At 41.4% G+C, this 16,658-nt stretch carries 18 protein-coding genes; 17 read left to right on the top strand and 1 reads right to left on the bottom strand.

Going from position 1 to position 16,658, the window contains the following annotated elements:
* Nucleotides 1-61 precede the first annotated feature (61 nt).
* The 10 genes from DAHG_RS15575 to DAHG_RS15525 all read left to right on the top strand — a co-directional run bounded on the left by DAHG_RS15575 (nt 62) and on the right by DAHG_RS15525 (nt 8,323).
* Nucleotides 62-550, top strand: a complete 489-nt coding sequence (locus DAHG_RS15575; protein ID WP_022939277.1) for an AbrB/MazE/SpoVT family DNA-binding domain-containing protein — start codon at nt 62-64, stop codon at nt 548-550.
* Between the two features lie 27 nt (nt 551-577).
* Nucleotides 578-859 (top strand): RNA-binding S4 domain-containing protein, encoded by a 282-nt coding sequence (locus DAHG_RS15570; protein ID WP_022939276.1) that lies wholly within the window; start codon nt 578-580, stop codon nt 857-859.
* A 406-nt stretch (nt 860-1,265) separates the two neighbouring features.
* Nucleotides 1,266-1,883, top strand: a complete 618-nt coding sequence (locus DAHG_RS15565; protein WP_022939275.1) for an RDD family protein — start codon at nt 1,266-1,268, stop codon at nt 1,881-1,883.
* 175 nt (nt 1,884-2,058) lie between these two features.
* Entirely contained in the window at nt 2,059-2,385 is a 327-nt protein-coding gene (locus DAHG_RS15555; protein WP_022939273.1) for a PTS sugar transporter subunit IIB, read from the top strand.
* Nucleotides 2,386-3,729, top strand: a complete 1,344-nt coding sequence (locus DAHG_RS15550; protein WP_022939272.1) for a PTS sugar transporter subunit IIC — start codon at nt 2,386-2,388, stop codon at nt 3,727-3,729. It abuts the gene before it with no gap.
* 1 nt (nt 3,730) lies between these two features.
* On the top strand, nt 3,731-4,255 hold the full coding sequence (locus DAHG_RS15545; protein ID WP_022939271.1) for a GrdB-related putative oxidoreductase: 525 nt from the start codon (nt 3,731-3,733) through the stop codon (nt 4,253-4,255).
* A gap of 49 nt (nt 4,256-4,304) precedes the next feature.
* Nucleotides 4,305-5,348: a zinc-binding metallopeptidase family protein gene (locus DAHG_RS15540; RefSeq protein WP_022939270.1), complete on the top strand. Its 1,044-nt coding sequence runs from the start codon at nt 4,305-4,307 to the stop codon at nt 5,346-5,348.
* A complete protein-coding gene (locus DAHG_RS15535) occupies nt 5,341-6,402 on the top strand; it encodes a M42 family metallopeptidase (RefSeq protein ID WP_022939269.1) in 1,062 nt (353 codons plus the stop codon). Before DAHG_RS15540 ends, DAHG_RS15535 begins: the two co-directional genes overlap by 8 nt.
* Nucleotides 6,403-6,412: 10 nt before the next feature.
* Nucleotides 6,413-7,531, top strand: a complete 1,119-nt coding sequence (locus DAHG_RS15530) for a Sapep family Mn(2+)-dependent dipeptidase (RefSeq protein ID WP_022939268.1) — start codon at nt 6,413-6,415, stop codon at nt 7,529-7,531.
* A 147-nt stretch (nt 7,532-7,678) separates the two neighbouring features.
* Nucleotides 7,679-8,323: an HAD family hydrolase gene (locus tag DAHG_RS15525; protein ID WP_022939267.1), complete on the top strand. Its 645-nt coding sequence runs from the start codon at nt 7,679-7,681 to the stop codon at nt 8,321-8,323.
* Between the two features lie 56 nt (nt 8,324-8,379).
* Here DAHG_RS15525 and DAHG_RS15520 read toward each other — a convergent pair whose 3' ends face one another.
* Nucleotides 8,380-10,287: a BglG family transcription antiterminator gene (locus tag DAHG_RS15520; protein ID WP_022939266.1), complete on the bottom strand. Its 1,908-nt coding sequence runs from the start codon at nt 10,285-10,287 to the stop codon at nt 8,380-8,382.
* 190 nt (nt 10,288-10,477) lie between these two features.
* On the opposite strand from DAHG_RS15520, the gene DAHG_RS15515 reads away from it, so the two are divergent.
* The 7 genes from DAHG_RS15515 (at nt 10,478) to DAHG_RS15485 (ending at nt 16,594) form a co-directional block, all read left to right on the top strand.
* On the top strand, nt 10,478-11,359 hold the full coding sequence (locus tag DAHG_RS15515) for a YitT family protein (RefSeq protein ID WP_022939265.1): 882 nt from the start codon (nt 10,478-10,480) through the stop codon (nt 11,357-11,359).
* Between the two features lie 95 nt (nt 11,360-11,454).
* Nucleotides 11,455-12,405: a N(4)-(beta-N-acetylglucosaminyl)-L-asparaginase gene (locus tag DAHG_RS15510; RefSeq protein ID WP_022939264.1), complete on the top strand. Its 951-nt coding sequence runs from the start codon at nt 11,455-11,457 to the stop codon at nt 12,403-12,405.
* Nucleotide 12,406: 1 nt separating this feature from the next.
* Nucleotides 12,407-13,174, top strand: coding sequence for a copper homeostasis protein CutC (locus tag DAHG_RS15505; RefSeq protein ID WP_022939263.1), 768 nt, complete (start codon nt 12,407-12,409; stop codon nt 13,172-13,174).
* Nucleotides 13,162-14,250: a DUF871 domain-containing protein gene (locus DAHG_RS15500; RefSeq protein WP_022939262.1), complete on the top strand. Its 1,089-nt coding sequence runs from the start codon at nt 13,162-13,164 to the stop codon at nt 14,248-14,250. The genes DAHG_RS15505 and DAHG_RS15500 overlap by 13 nt, the downstream gene beginning before the upstream one ends.
* 14 nt (nt 14,251-14,264) lie before the next feature.
* Nucleotides 14,265-14,576 (top strand): PTS lactose/cellobiose transporter subunit IIA, encoded by a 312-nt coding sequence (locus tag DAHG_RS15495; protein WP_022939261.1) that lies wholly within the window; start codon nt 14,265-14,267, stop codon nt 14,574-14,576.
* 168 nt (nt 14,577-14,744) lie between these two features.
* Nucleotides 14,745-15,407: a suppressor of fused domain protein gene (locus tag DAHG_RS19955; RefSeq protein ID WP_022939260.1), complete on the top strand. Its 663-nt coding sequence runs from the start codon at nt 14,745-14,747 to the stop codon at nt 15,405-15,407.
* On the top strand, nt 15,404-16,594 hold the full coding sequence (locus tag DAHG_RS15485) for a DUF4272 domain-containing protein (RefSeq protein WP_022939259.1): 1,191 nt from the start codon (nt 15,404-15,406) through the stop codon (nt 16,592-16,594). The genes DAHG_RS19955 and DAHG_RS15485 overlap by 4 nt, the downstream gene beginning before the upstream one ends.
* The last annotated feature ends 64 nt before the right edge of the window (nt 16,595-16,658 follow it).

Here is a 16,658-nt window from a genome sequence, read left to right as displayed (position 1 = left end):
CATTAATCGGTTATAAAAGCTCATTCTTTGCCAATACTAAACGTGCAAGGAGTGTGAATGAATGAAGGCAACAGGTATCATTCGCCGTTTAGATGATCTTGGACGTTTAGTTATACCCAAGGAGATCAGAAAACAATATCGATTAAAAGAAGGCGATTCCATCGAGTTTTATATTGAAAATGATAAAATTATTCTGCAGAAATATGAGCTGCTTGATAAACATATGCGTGAAATTCAGGATATGTGTGAAACATTGCAGAGTGTATTAAACAAGAAAGTGCTGTTTATTAAGGATGAGGTAACGGGAACCCAGCAGCCCTGCGCGAAATCATTGTTCTCACATGCGGTTGTTTACCGGGATACTCCCTTTACCAAGGAAAAGATTTTTGAGAATGACGCGTCACTTTATGATGGCTGTTTCTTTCCCGTTGTGGTTGAAAGCTACTGGCAGGGCAGTTTTGTTTTATTGAGCAATGAGCCTGTAGATGTGAAGGAGAATCGCTGTGTCGCGGCGTTTGCGCAACTTTTATCTCGCAAATATGAGGTTTAAATGTTAAAATAGTTGCGAGGTGATGGCATGCGTTTAGATAAGTACCTAAAAGTAGCCAGAATTCTGAAGCGGCGAACCGTTTCAAAAGAACTGGCGGATAATGAACGTGTACTGATCAATGGCAGGATAGCAAAACCGAGCAGTGAGGTCAAGGTTGGAGATATCATAACGATTGTCTTCGGATACCGTGAACTGACAGTCAGAGTTTTGATGCTTTCTAAGCAGGTTTCTAAGTCTGATGCGGCTTTAATGTTTGAAATTATTGAAGAAAAAACCGAAAATCATGATTTTTCGACGCAAAATGAATAAATCTTATAAATTTTTGATTTTCATGGTTACATTTATGAAATTATGTTGTATAATGATGTTGACAAAGTTAATAGCTGATTATTAATTTGTTAGATATAACAATAGATTCACAGAAAAACCATTTTTCTCTTCCCCTTAATTATAAACATCTAGCGTTATATTATTAACTAAAGAATCAATCGAAAGATTGATTTTTTTGTTTTTTGTGAATCAGCGTGCAAAAACTTAGAAATGAATGTCAGCACAGAAGCTAAATAATATTCTTTAGCGAAATATCATTTCCTCTATGACTGAATATCATTGATATTTCATTAAAATGGATACAATTTCCTAATGCTAGGAAATTGTAGTTAAGCGTTTTCAGCTTGCTTCGTTTATAATAGAAGCATAAGCTGGAGGATGTACTATGGCAAAGAAAAAAATGGTTGTAACAAATAATTCAAGCCGCGGCGGTTATTTTATAAGAAGAGTGTTGGCATTTGGTATTGATTGGTATTTATCCGGGGTACTGGCTAATATCGCGATTTCACTGTGCTATGGCTTTTTCAATCAGGGACAGATTGAGGTACAGTATAATCTTAACGGGATGACAAGCTCTCAGGCGTGGATATTGATGGCTGTCCTGTTTCTTATTTTCTTATTCTATTACGTCTGGGTGCCATGCCGGATCTGGATTGGTCAGACACCTGCTCAGCGAATGCTTCAGATCAAGGTGTTCCATGATGATCACAGTGAAGTCACTTTTAAAACCATGCTGATTCGTTTTGTGCTTGGCTGTCTTGTATTAGAAGGCACCTTCTATTTCTTCACATCGACATTCAAAACCTTGCTGATTACAAAATATCTGCCATTTGATACAGGCATGATGGACATGCTGCTGAGCGGTCCGGTAGCAGTCATCTGTGTGTTATCCTTATTGCTCGCGTTAAGAGATAAGGATCAAAGCCGTATGATTCATGACAGGATTTCACACACGCACGTGGAAGATATTTATGTTCCCGGCAAAGTTCAGAAAGCATTATAGATAATTATCGAAGCTGACAAATTGATGAAGTCAGCTTTTTTATTTGAAAAGGAAAAAAGTAAGGAAACCGATTTCCGCAGTCAGCTTTACCATTTCCTAATGCACGGAAACAGAATTGATGATAACGCTTCCTTTGCTGAGATATACTTGAATCAGCCAAAGGAGGATATGAATTATGCGTAGAGTTTATTTATTCTGTAATGCAGGGATGTCTACTTCATTGTTAGCAAGCAAGATGCAAAAAGTAGCTGAAGAACACAATTTACCAATTGAAGTAAAAGCATTCCCTGACTCTAAGATGGACAACATTATCGCAGAATTTAATCCGGACTGCATTCTGTTAGGTCCGCAGGTTAAATATCTGTATGAAAAGGTTGTCGAAAGATATGGGCATTTGGGGCACCCAATTTTTGTCATTGACAGTACAGACTATGGTTCAATGAATGGGGAACGGGTACTGAAAGCCGCTATCAAAAAAATGAAAGAGAGCGAGGCGAAATAAATGTTTGATAAATTAGAAAAATACTTATCACCAGTTGCTGACGCTTTATCTAAAAACAAAATATTAAGCGCGATTCGTGATGGTTTCTTGATTACAGTACCAATTGTAATCGTAGGTTCAATATTCTTATTAATTTCCAATTTCCCGATTACTGGCTGGTCAGAAATGGTTGCCAGTGTATTTGGTGAAGGCTGGGAAGTTTATCTTGACGCGCTTACTTCATCTACCTTTGATGTTGTAGCGCTGACAGGTGTCTTATCAATCGGTTATTGCTATGCCCGTGAAAAGGGTGTCGATAAGATTGCCGGCGGTGTAGTAGCACTGACTTGCTTCCTGATCATCACACCAAAGACACATATCGCTTATGTAAATGAAGCCGGTAAAGCATTCAGCGGTTTCTCTTTCGGTAATCTTGGTACATCAGGTATGTTCTTATCAATGATTACAGCGATTCTTTCGGTATCAATCTTTGCTTGGGCAATGCGTAAGAAACTAGTTATCAAGCTGCCTGACGGTGTTCCGCCAGCGGTAATGGATTCCTTTGCTGCATTAATTCCAGCTGCTTTCGCAATGGTTACCTTCTTTATTGTAAATATTATTTTCACGAATACTGCTTACGGAAGTGCTCATGCGTTCATCTATGAAGTCTTGCAGGCACCATTAGTAGGTCTAGGACGTTCTAATCTATTTGAAGTTATTTATCAGTTCTTATCAACTTTATTCTGGTTCTTTGGTATTAATGGACCAGCGGTTACAAATACCATTTTCGCGCCGATCCATAAAGTGCTGACGCAAGAAAACTATGAAGCAGCTAAAGCAGGTATCGCAATGACAAATGTCTTTACTTCTGCTTTCTCTGATTTCTTCTGTAACTATGGCGGCGGCGGTTCTACCTTAGGCTTAGTTATTCTGATGGCCTTTACCGGTAAATCAAACCGTATTAAAACATTGGGCAGACTTTCTCTGCCGGCAGCAATTTTCGGTATTAATGAACCGATCATCTTCGGTCTGCCGATTGTATTAAATCCATTGATGGCGGTGCCGTTTATCTTCGTACCAGTGTTAAATACAATCACGGCGACGATTGCGACATCAATTGGTATTCTGCCGATTACTGCCGGTGTGCAGCTGCCATGGACAACACCAATCTTATTCTCAGGCTGGCTGGTTACCGGAAGCTTTATAGCCTCACTGTTCCAGCTTGCACAGCTAGCGATGGATATGGCAATCTACTTCCCATTCCTGAAAATGCTTGACCGCAAGTATCTGGAAGAAGAAGCAAATACAGCGAATGAATCAGATGAACTTGATGATCTTTCATTTGATGATCTCGTTTTAGAGTAATATGAAAGTCCTATTGATATTTGACTCAGGTCTGGCGGGTGCCGGCGGTAAGAGTAATCCGAATGTTGAGCTTACAGCTAAAAAGGGTATCATCGGTACCGGTGAGATGATGGAGCCATATTTCAAAAAGATCGGGGCTGAGGTTATCGCAACCTTATATTGCGGCGTTGGCTATTTCAAAGATCATCAGGAAGAAGTAGTGAAGAAAATGACCGCAATGGCTAAGAAGCTAAACCCTGATTATGTTGTATGCGGACCTGGCTTTAATTTTGAAGAGTATTCACTTATGTGTGCGATGTGTTCTAAATCGATACTGGAAAATACCGCAATCAAGTCATGCGCGATGATGTCAGTGGAAAACTCGACAACCGTTGATCAGTACGCGTCACTGATTCCAATTGTGAAAATGCCTAAAAAGGGTGGTATTGGTTTAAAGGATTCACTTGAAAATTTATGTGAATTAATCGATGCAGAAGTGAATCATCCGGAAAATGTTGAAGAAATAAAAACTAGAAATTGTTACTAAAATGAAAACCAGTCGAGCATCGGCTGGTTTTTGTAAAGAAAGGACACTAATGGAAAAACAGAATATTGAACGGCTTAAGGCTTTAGTAAATGCGATGGGTGTGAGCGGTGAGGAACAGGATGTCAGAGCCTTATTGAAAAAGGATATGATTGCGGATGAGTGGGTGAGTGATCGTCTGGGTTCACTATTTGCACTAAAGCGCAGTAAGAATCCAAAGGCAAAAACACTGATGCTGGCAGCTAGTCTTGATGAAGAAGGTTTAATGGTCAGTGAGATTCTGCCTGATGGAAAATTAAAATTTGTGACGCTTGAAGCATTGTCACCGGCCAGTCTTTTACATCAGCAGGTTTGTGTATATACAAGAGAGCATCAATGCTTTACCGGTATCATTGGCTGCGATAAGATTAAATTCATGGAAACCGCAGTGAATCAGATAAAGATGGAAGACTTGAGCTTGGATATGGGAATGAGCTATGAAGAAGCATGCGATACATTTACAATTGGCGATTTAGCATTAATCAAGGGTGATTTTACGATGCTGAATGAACACTGCGCGATGGGGAAGGCATTAAATAACCGTTTAATGCTTGAAGTGATGATTGAATTATCACAAGTGCTGCAGGAGAGTGAGCTTGATTATCATTTAGCAATGGGCGGCATTGCTCAGTCGGTAATCGGCTGGCGGGGCAGCAAGACTGCGACCTATGTGATTCAGCCCGACGCGGCGCTGGTATTGACTGGTTTTGATACCGCCAACTCACAGCCGGCTGCCAAACGCGGTAAAGGTGTCACGGTGGGCATTTATGATAAGCAGATGCTGCCAGGCAAACGTCTGCTTCATGATTTCATGGATAAGATTCAGCCTTGTCAGGAATATCTTGGCATTTATGGCAATGATGGTTCATTTATTCATAAAACTTTAAAGGGAACACCAACACTGTCACTTGGTATTGCTATGAGTCATCTTGGCAGCAATCATATTTTAGCTGACCTAAATGACGCGGAATGCTTAAAAAAGGAATTAGTAAAATATTTGTCAGGCTTAAGCAGTGAGGATATCGAAAGCTTTGGTTATGGGGTGTGCTATGATTGATCTGGAGATATTAAAAACATTAAGTGAGGCAGCCGGTATTTCCTCTTGTGAGGAAGCGGTATGTTCACAGCTTGAAACATATATGCAGCCCTATGTGGATTGTGTGATTCATGATGGTTTGGGATCGGTGATTGGGATCAAGGGGGATGATGAAACTGGTCCTAAAACGATGCTGGCTACGCATGCGGATGAGGTTGGTTTTTTTGTGAAAGAAATAGAGGCAAGTGGAACCCTTCGATTGATGCCGGTGGGGAGCTGGTGGACGCATATGCTGCTGGGGCATGATTTTAATGTAATTACTCAAGACGGCCGAAAGATTAAAGGCTTTATCGGCAGTCCGGCAACCCATGGCATGCCTTCAGAACAGCGGGCGAAGACCTTGGCAATGGAAGCAATCTATCTTGATTTAGGTGTTGCTGACAAGAAAGAAGCAGAAGCTCTGGGCATCAGAATTGGCGATATGGTGGTACCCGATACGAATTTCAGAGTGATGAATAATCCTAATTATCTGGCAGGCAAGGCTTTTGACAACCGTGCAAGCTGCGCGGTGGGCCTTTATGTGTTGGAACGATTAAAGGGGAAGAAGCATGTACCACTGAGTTTTGCCTGTACGGTGCAGGAAGAACCAGGACTGCGCGGTGCCCGTACAAGTACAGATCTGATGCATCCAGAGCTTGCCTTCGCGATTGATACAACGCTGGCAGGCGATACACCGGCCAATGCAAACAGCTGTAAACTGGGCGGCGGAGTCGTTATTTCAATGCTGGATTCCAATACTGTTTATCATCGCGGCTTAATCCGTTATGTGGAAAAGGTATGCAAGGAACAGGGGATTCCTTATCAATATGCGGTTTTTAACGGCGGCGGTACAGATTCCGGCAATATTCATAAAAGCTTTGAAGGTATCGTTAATATGACATTATCAATTCCGATTCGTTATATGCATACGAATCAGTCGATCATTCATAAGCAGGATCTTGAAGCTTGTGTAGATTTATTGACTTATATCTTATGTACGATGGATCAGCAGACCTTTGATATGATCTGCGCTTAGTGAGGAACCTATGGAAAAAGAACAATTGTTTGCGATGATTGATGAATTAAAGGATCAGATGATTGAGGATATCTGTGCAATGGTACAGATTGATTCACAGCGCAGTGAGGCAAAGCCGGGCATGCCGTTTGGCGCGGGTGTCAATGAGGCACTATTAAAGGCTTTATCGATTGCGAAACGGGAAGGGCTGATTACTAAAAATGTCGATGGCTACATGGGTTATGGACAGTACGGTGAAGGTGAAAACTATATCGGCGTTATGGGACATCTTGATGTCGTGGAGATAGGTGATGGCTGGCGCTATCCGGCCTTTTCTGCAACGATTGCTGAGAACCGTATCTGGGGACGCGGCGCATTGGATAATAAAGGTCCGTTATTTGCGGCTTTCTATGGCATGCTGGCATTAAAGAAGCTAGGCATTAAACCAAACATACCGATTCGTGTGATTTTTGGTACAAATGAAGAAACCGGTATGGCGGACTGCCGTTATTATTTGGAACATGAAAAAGCCCCTTTGATGGGATTTACCCCGGATAATAAATTTCCGGCGATCTATGGTGAACGCGGCCGCGCAGTCGTGCGGGTTATGGGCAGCAAAGAGCTGGCGGTTCCTTTTATCAATGAATATTTCATGAATGCCAAAGCAAACGGTGATCGGCTTGGCATTAATGTCAGTGATCAGCATTTTGGCGAAATGATAATCCGCGGCAAGAATCTGATTCTTGACAACGATCAGCTTGGGATTCAATTTGCACTCAGCTATCCAACTTGTGATATGAATGACATTATTGATCAGATCCGCACCAAAGCAGCCGGCATGAAGGTTGAACTAATCAGCGACAGCGGTGTTGTCCTCCATGATCCAAACTGCTGGCTGGTGCAGACCCTGAGTGAAGCTTATGCGCAGGTTATGGGCAGCAGCGTGAAGCCAACGACAACGACCGGCGGCACTTATGCTCATGTTTGCCAGACCATCATCCCTTATGGGCCTAGCTTCCCAGGACAAGTGGGCATCGCTCACCAGCCGAATGAATGGGTTGATATCGATGATTTACTAACATGTGCCAAAGTATATGCCTGGTCATTGTATAAACTGTCGCAGATGGATAAAAATATTAAACCTTGGTAATTATCAACAAACTGAATCGTCTGATTCAGTTTTTAAATGCTTATAAAGAAGCATGTCTTATGACAGCCATTGGCAGCTCAACGGAATCGTGATACACTGAATTTATAAGATAATGCCTATAAATACAGCATTGTCAGGGAGGTAAAGGTGGATATTAAATTAATCTGTTTTGATTTAGATGATACATTGATCAGAGGCTGTCATTCAGTCATGCTGCCCTGTATTTTGAATGGCAAAGCGAAGGAGCATGCACTCATTCAGCAAAAGGAAGAGTCTGGTGAACTTGATTATATCAGCGCGGATATCCTTAGAGCTGAATTGTTTAAAGGTTTAAATGAAAAGGAAATTCAGAATCATTTTCTGGAAATAGCCAAGCCGTTAGAGAATATCGCAAAGACGGTAACGCTTCTGCATCAGCGAGATATAAAATGCATCGTAATTACTGTTGGGCCGCTTCAAGTTGCTGAGGCAGTTGCGTCGATCTATAACTTTGATGGCTGTTACGGCAGCGATTATGAAGTGATTGACGGTATTTTCACAGGCCGCATTGTTGATTATATCAAAGCTGAAAACAAGGTCAGCTGTCTGCATGATTTTTGTGAAAGGAATCAGATCAAGCCTTCTGAATGCATTGCTATTGGTGACGGCGCGACAGATATTCCCATCTTTGATATATGCGCTCACTCAATCGCGCTTAATGCCTTAAACAACGTAAAGGAAAAAGCTCAGTATGCTGTTGATACGGATGATCTTTTAGATCTTCTTCCCATTATTGATGAAGTCAGAAAATAAGTACAAGCACATCATATGCTTTTTTTGTAAACAAAAAGCCAGTGCCTAGACACTGACTAATCAAAATATTTAATAAATTCATTATAATTGCTGCATTCCATCAAACTGGTCATCTTATAGACATCATTAGAGAGGTTAATCATCCACTCAAAGAACAGCTTCATAGCTACACTTTCTGTATTGCCTGCCGCCAGCAGGAATACAATTTTCACATCATAAGGTCCCCAGCGAATTGGTTTGCGTAAAATTACAACCGAGATATTAGCCTGATAAACTGTGGAATCTAGGGCATGCGGTATCGCAAACTGATGGATAAACGAGGTTGAGGACATACTCTCTCTGGCCATAACTGAATCAAAGAATTGCTCAGAGACAGCATTTGAACGAACTAAATCATCACACATAAAGCGAATCGCTTCTTCTGAGGTTTTAAATTCCATATCGGTAAAGAAATGCTCCGGTCTGAACATCTGATTCAGACAATCAGCATAAGCTTCTTTTAAATGCTTTTGTTCCAACGCATTTAATGCTGATAAGATATAAGCCTCGTCTTCTCTGGAAAAGAAAATTGAAATCTGAACGGTAGGAATCTCTAATGAATGCTTCAGCGGTACCGAACAAATAATTAAATCAGGCTTTAATTCAAGAATCTTCGTTTCTTCAAAATAGTTAAAGATGCCGATGATATCCATATATTCAGAAAAGATCCGCTGCATGCGAAGAATCGGCGCGTTGGAAATTGCCTGTGTGGTAGGAAAAATCACAATCGCTTTGTATTTGCGCTTTGCATTCTGCCGTTCATATGCCATGCCTAAATGCAGAGCGATGAAGCCGATTTCTTCTTCGGATACTTCCAGATCAAGCCGTCTGGATAAATAATTGGCACAGGATACTCCTAATTCAAAAATCAATGGATATTTACGTTTAATTTCCTGTAAATAAAGATTATTCGCTACCAAATTCTTGGCGGCTCTTTCGATCAGGGACTGCAGGTGAAGGGTTAAGCCGACAATCAGCCCCTCATCATCAGTAAAATTGATGCCGAAGTTCGTGAGGATGTTTTCAAGCATCTCTTGAGCCAGCATGTTGCAAGTGACATTTTCCGGCAAAAATTCCTTTAAGGATTCTGATGAGAAATTCGTGCCTTTTTTACCCATCAGCAAAAATGCCAGCATGACAATTTCACTTTCGACAATCTCTGTCTGATACAGCGCGGAAATCCGTTCATAGAATTCCTTGGCAATCCGATATTCAATCGATGTCATAATTTCATCCGTGTTACGCATTGATTCCACATAGCGAAAGTTGAAAATGCGGTCAATCGATATTCCCACATGGACAATCAGACTAGGAAATGAGACATCATGAACTTCATAGCTGTATTTTTTAAGGATCTTCTCTAACTCCTGTTTACATTTTAATAAATCGAAGTTTTTATAAATTGAAGCTATTTCATCAATATTTAAGAAGTTTTTCTGAGTCTCTTCAAGCAGCATCTGTTTATATAATTCACGAATGGAATGTTCAGGCCCTTCCAGATAAAGGTGGTTGCGGCTTTTGGTAATCTTCAATCCCTCAAAGGTATCAATAAATTCCTTGATATTCTTCAGATCATTATCTAAAGCATATTCAGAAATAAAGATTTCATCAAGTAAATCAATGATTGACAGCTTTTGATTCGTCAGGAGTAATTTTTTTAAGATGAATGTAGAACGCTCCTTAGGTGTCTGCGGAATCAGGGCATCAACTGGCTTTTGGCTCTGATGAACATTTTCTATGATCAGCCGGTAGCCTTTGCGGATATTTGATTCAATCAGCGGTAAATCATATTCATGATTCATAGCGTCAATATCGCTGCGTATTGTACGATCAGATACCTTAAGTATCTGGGAGAGTTCTTTGCCGGTGATCCATGTATTTTGTGATTCAAGTAAACGGAGCAGCTTTTCTTGTCTATCTGTCATTCTATCTTCCCCTTCAATGAAAATCTTACGTTATCATTATTATATAATAATTAAAACCATTTTTATAATGTCTTTTCCTATTATTAGGAAAAGCGGTGATGTTTCTTGAATTTCCTAACAAGAGGAAATGGATTTCCCCATGTGATTTTCAAATGAGATTATAATACAGGTGAATCAGGGGGTTATGCTCATGTCAGAGAAAATTAAGGTTCTGAAAAAAAATTTCGCGGCACGCTGTATCTATACATTGATCATGGTGCTTGCCAGTGCGCTTCTGCAGACGTATGTTATTCAGGTTTTCATTAATGCCAGTAATCTGCTGTCAAGCGGTTTTACCGGACTGGCTATTTTGATTAACCGTATCAGCGGTTTATTCGGAATGCAGTTTGATGTATCGTTAATGATTATATTATTAAATGTGCCGGTAGCGCTCTTATGTCTGAAAAGTATTTCTACAAAGTTTACGATTTTTTCGAGTATTCAATTTTTCTGTGTATCCATCTTTTTAAAGCTTTTCCATTTTACACCGCTGATCGATGATGTCATGCTGAACTGCATGCTGGGCGGTGTATTGTATGGCTTTGCAATCCTGCTTTCATTAAAGGGGAATGCGAGTACCGGCGGCACCGATTTTATCGCTTTATATGTATCCAATAAGATCGGCAAGTCAATTTGGACACAGGTGTTTATATTTAATTGCATCATGCTGTGTATTTTTGGCGCTTTGTTTGGTTGGCAGAATGCGGGTTATTCTATTTTATTTCAATATGTTTCGACTCAGACGGTCAATGCCTTCTATCATCGTTATGAACGGGTTACGATGCAGATTACGACATCAAATGCGGAAGCGGTGGTCGATGTGTATGTCGATCATTACCGGCATGGTATCACGGTTACGCCAAGCTACGGCGGTTTCTCTAAGAAGCGCTACTACTTGCTGCATACGGTTGTATCAGCTTATGAGGTTAAGGATATTGTTTATCTGATGAAGCAGGCCGATCCGCAGCTGCTGGTGAATGTGTATAAATCAGAGAATTTCTTTGGCGGTTTCTATCAGCAGCCCTTGGATTAATGAGGGTTTCCTAATCTTAGGAAAGAGAAAAACGGTTTGTAAGGCTTGATCAGCCTATAATAAAATCAGAAGTAAAACATAAAGGAGGATTTGTTATGTGGGCGATGATTGCGACGTGGCGTATGGCGCTTGAGGGAATTACAGCCGGCGGTGAGATGCTTGAACAAGGAGCGGCTGCCGGGGAGGCATTGGAAAAGGCAATATGTGATATTGAAGATTTTCCATATTATAAATCAGTAGGTTATGGCGGTCTGCCGAATGAAGAAATGGAAGTGGAGCTTGACGCAGCTTATATGGACGGCGATACATTTGATATCGGCGCGGTTGCGGCAATTAAGGATTTTGCGAATCCTATCAAAGTGGCAAAGCGTTTATCCGCTGAATCAGTGAACTGTATGCTGGTTAGTGAAGGCGCGGAGAAGTTTGCGCATAAGGAAGGCTTTGAACGTAAGAATATGCTGACGGATCGGGCTAAGATCCATTATCGCAAGCGGGTAAAGGAAACGGCTCAGGAGCTGCGCCCGTATATCGGTCATGATACAGTAGGTGTCGTAGCCTTGGATCAGCACGGTAAGATGGTTGTCGGTACTTCTACCTCAGGTTTATTCATGAAGAAAAAAGGCAGAGTTGGTGATTCACCCATCAGCGGCAGCGGCTTTTATGCTGATTCAACAGTTGGCGGCGCAAGTGCGACCGGACTTGGCGAGGATTTGATGAAGGGCTGTATTTCTTATGAAATCGTTCGTTTGATGAAGGAAGGTCATCATCCGCAGGCAGCCTGTGAAATCGCGGTCAGCAATTTAGATGCTGAATTGAAAAAACGCCGCGGCAAGGCTGGTGATCTGAGTGTTGTGGCAATGAATAATAAAGGTGAATACGGTGTGGCAACAAATATTGAAGGCTTCTCCTTTGCGGTATGCAGAGAGGGAGAAACACCGGCAGTATATCTAGTTAAGAATGTTGACGGCAAATGTATTCATGAATTAGCGAGTGAGGAATGGCTGAATAATTATATGCAGACACGCATGGCGCCGCTGAGTGAATAGTATGAAAACATTAGTTGAAATCTGCTGCGGAAGCTATCATGATGCACTGATGGCACAAAACGGCAAGGCGGATCGGATTGAACTTAATTCTGCTTTATTTATGGGCGGGTTAACTCCCAGCATCGGAACTTTGAAGCTGGTTAAGCGTGATGTAAGCCTGCCGGTAATCTGCATGGTACGGCCAAGAGGGGCTGGCTTTTGTTATAACGATGCTGAAATTGAATGTATATTTGAAGATGCCAAGGCGCTGTTAGAGGCTGGCAGCGATGGCTTGGCGTTTGGCTTTTTAAAGGCAGATGCCACGATTGATCTGAATCTGACAAAACGGATGATTGCACTGATTAAATCATATGGTACAGAGCGTGAAGCGGTATTCCATCGCGCCTTTGATTGTGTTAAGGATGCGAAACAAGCAATGAGTCAGTTGATTGAATGCGGAATTGACCGTGTATTAACAAGCGGTTTAGCGCCTACTGCCATAGCGGGTAAGGAATTAATTCATGAGCTGCAGAGTGTCTATGGAGATCAGATTGAAATTCTCGCCGGCAGCGGCATTAAGGCGCATAACGCTGTGGAATTTATTAAAACAAGCGGTGTCAGCCAAGTGCATTCAAGTGCTAAAGCGTGGGTTGATGATCCGACAACCGATAACGGTATGGTCAGCTATGCGTATCATCATGAGCTGGATTATGATGTGGTGTCTGAAACAGCCGTTAAGGAGCTGGTGAATATAATCAGGGAAGCGGAGGATCACGCATGCATCGGTTAGGCATATCCATTTATCCTCAGCATTCTACGAAGGAAAAAGATGACGCTTATATGCGTCTGGCGGCCAGCTATGGCTTTACACGGCTGTTTACCTGTATGCTTTCATCAGCGGATGATACCGAAGCGATGATTCAGATGTTCAGCGATCTATGTACAAGGGCTCATCAATTGGGCATGATTGTTTCCGTTGACACGAACCCGCAGATATTTAAAAAGCTTGGTGCTGATCCGCTTAACTTAAAGGTTTTTAAAGATATGGGTGTTGACATTATTCGGATGGATGGTCATTTCAGTGATTTAGAGGATATCGCGTTAACATTGAATCCCTATGGCATACAGATTGAATTTAACGGTTCACAATATCTGAATCTTGACCGCATGATTGAAAAAGGCGCCAATCCGCATAATATGACGATTTGTCATAATTTCTATCCGATGCGTTACAGCGGTTTAAGTGAAGAAAGATTTCATTTCTTCAATAGTAAGACAAAAACATTAAACTTAACGAATGCTGCTTTTGTCAGCTCAAATGAAGAAAACACCTTTGGCCCTTGGCCGGTTTATGAAGGGTTGCCGACGCTTGAGCTGTGCCGGGATAAAGCAATCAGCTGGCAGACGCGGTATTTATACGCAACCCGTGAAATCGATGATGTTTTGATCGGCAATGCTTTCGCGAGTGAGGCAGAACTAAAAGCGATGGCGGATGCTGATCCGAATAAAGTGACAGTTAAGATTGATTTAGATGATACAATCACTGAAATCGAAAAAAAGATTGTATTTGATTGTCTGCATAACCGCCGGTCAGACAGCAGTGATTTATTGATTCGCACCGTTGATTCGCGAATGAAATATCATCATGCTTCAATACCGCAAAGAGTCTGCGATAAAGCAATGTTTACGGTGGGTGATGTGGTTATTGTGAATGATGCACTGAATCATTACCGCGCTGAATTGCAGATTATTCTGAAACCGATTCCTAATACTGGTGACCGGAATCTGGCCGGGCATTTAAATGAGGATGAAATGAAATTAGTAAGCATGATTGCTTATGAAAATATCTTTGGGTTTATTCAATAAAGGAGGCAAGAACCATGGAAGGTTTAGAAATGATTTGTTTTAAAATAATTGCTGGTGTTGGTGCCGCAAGAAGCTGTTTTATCGAGGCGATGCAGATTGCCCGCAAGGGTGATTATGAAAAGGCTGAACAGCTGATTCAGGATGGCGAAAAGGAATTTGTGAATGCCCATCAGGCGCATGCTGAACTGATTACAAATGAAGCAAATGGCAATAAGACGGATGTAACCTTACTTCTGCTGCATGCCGAGGATCAGATTATGAGTGCTGAAACAATTAAAATTATGGCGCTTGAAATGATTGAAATGTGCCGTCAGTTTAATAAATAAAGCTTAAGACTCCTTATGACTTAAATAAGGAGTTTTTTTCTGCCTTTACGAAGATAAAAAGGCGATGAAATGGCATTACTGCTCTTTAAAAGCGGTTACAAGTATATGGTTTCTATGTTATAATGATTAAACCTAAAAAGCTGCTGATATGAGGAAAGGAAGAAATGTATGAGTGAAAATAATGAACCAGACTTTTGTTCATCCGGCTGGGATGCGATTAGTGAGGCATTTGAAAAATTGTATCCAGAGCAGAGAGAACCTTACCATTTTGGAACTTTAATTTCGTGGCAGCTGGGCGGCAATGATCCGCTGGATGGCATCAGTGTTTATGACGGCGGTGATTTTTATCATTTTGTAACTTATGGGCTTTCTGAGCTTTATGAGAAGGAAAGTGAAAATCAGGAATACAGCGGCTATGGTTTTGAACTGACGGTAAAGCTAAAAAAAGCTGGCTTGCGTGATTCAGAGGCTGAGATTCGCTGCATGGCAGGCATCCTGCAGTCAATTGCCCGTATTACTTTTCAAAATAATGAAATTTTTCAGCCGTATGAATATCTGTATACCGGGCAGACAACGGGAATGGATGCGGCCGGAACATCAAGGATCACTGGTTTTATCACCAAGCTCGATGATGCCGGTGAAATTCAGACACCCAATGGCAAGGTAATGTTTGTGGAATTGATCGGCATGCAGGATGATGAGCTGAAGCTGCTTGTTGAGAAGAAGATTCAGGTCAGGGATATTTTGCGTCTGGCACCCAATTTAATGTGTGATTATACAAGAGAAAGTCTGGCTGATAAGCTGTCAGCGGAAAGTGAGGTTCATGTATGAGTGAGAGGCAAGATGCGGTTATAACTTTATATAGTGTGATTAAAAATGATGATTTAATCCTTGAAGCATTTAAAAAAGCATTTGCGGATTTTACAATTGATGTGCTGTATGCGGATCATGCCATGAAGCTGATTCTTCAGGATAACAGTGAGATTGAACTGCATATTATTGATGATGAGAAGGAAATGCGCGGACAGACTGACGGTATGATGAACTTTTTTGCGCAGGCGCCTTTAAATAATGAGGAATTAATGGCTAGTGTCATGCAGCAAATTCAATTATTTAATCATATAACCGGCGTGAATTTTCAGCTGGATGCTCAGGAAGCGCGGACGAATGCGATTATGGAATGTTTATTCGCGGCGGCCCGCAGCACTTCTTCAATCGTATTATATCCGTCAATGTCTTTGTTTACCCCGGATGCGAAGCTCTTGCTGTCAATTGAGGGGGCCAGTGATTTAGAAACATGGCGTCCGATTGCTCATCAAAGTATTTTAGATGAAGAAAGAGTTTATGATGCCGAAGATAAACAGAATTTTATTGATGTGACAGATGAAATAAAAAAACGCGGTTATCCGGCGATTGCTTCGATGCTGCCGATTCAGCTTTCATTAGATACGGTTGAATTGCCAAGTGTTGAGACAATTGCGAAACGTCTGCTTTGTATCTTTGCGACATCCGTGATGGCAGAGTGTGAATTGATGGAGGATGGCAGTTATGCGTTTGGGGTGCAGGAATTTTCAAGACTTAAAGATCAGTTTGCATTTGTTGACGCTTTAAGTGAGCGGGAAAAGGCATTTGTGATGGAGGCGGCTGAGGAGCAGGAGGCAATCCAGTTTTCATGGCGCTATGAATGCGCGGCGGTACTGCTTTGGGCGCTGGGCCTGTATGGCTTGGACGCCACTTATGAGAGTGTATGCAATGTCAGTGAAATGTCAAAGATTATCCGCTCTTATTCATCTTTTGATGAATTATGCAAGGCGGCAAAGCTTAGAAGTAAGCGTGAAATCTTAAATATGCATACCCGGGCTTTATATTATGATTGGACATGTGTGGAAGCCCGCATAAAACATATTGAATTAGAAAATCTTGAATCAGGTGTTGTGCAGGAGCATCATTATGCTTTGAACTGGCTGTGTAATGCCAATCACACCCGCGACTGGGATCAGATTTCATGTAATACATAATCATAGAGCTTGTTAATAATAAAACTAACTTATAGTTAAAAAAGATTCAAGAATGAGTTAAAAT

Origin of the sequence: Dielma fastidiosa, from assembly GCF_000313565.1 — a bacterium.
Lineage (GTDB): Bacteria > Bacillota_I > Bacilli_A > Erysipelotrichales > Erysipelotrichaceae > Dielma > Dielma fastidiosa.
This window is presented reverse-complemented; position numbering and strand designations above follow the sequence as displayed.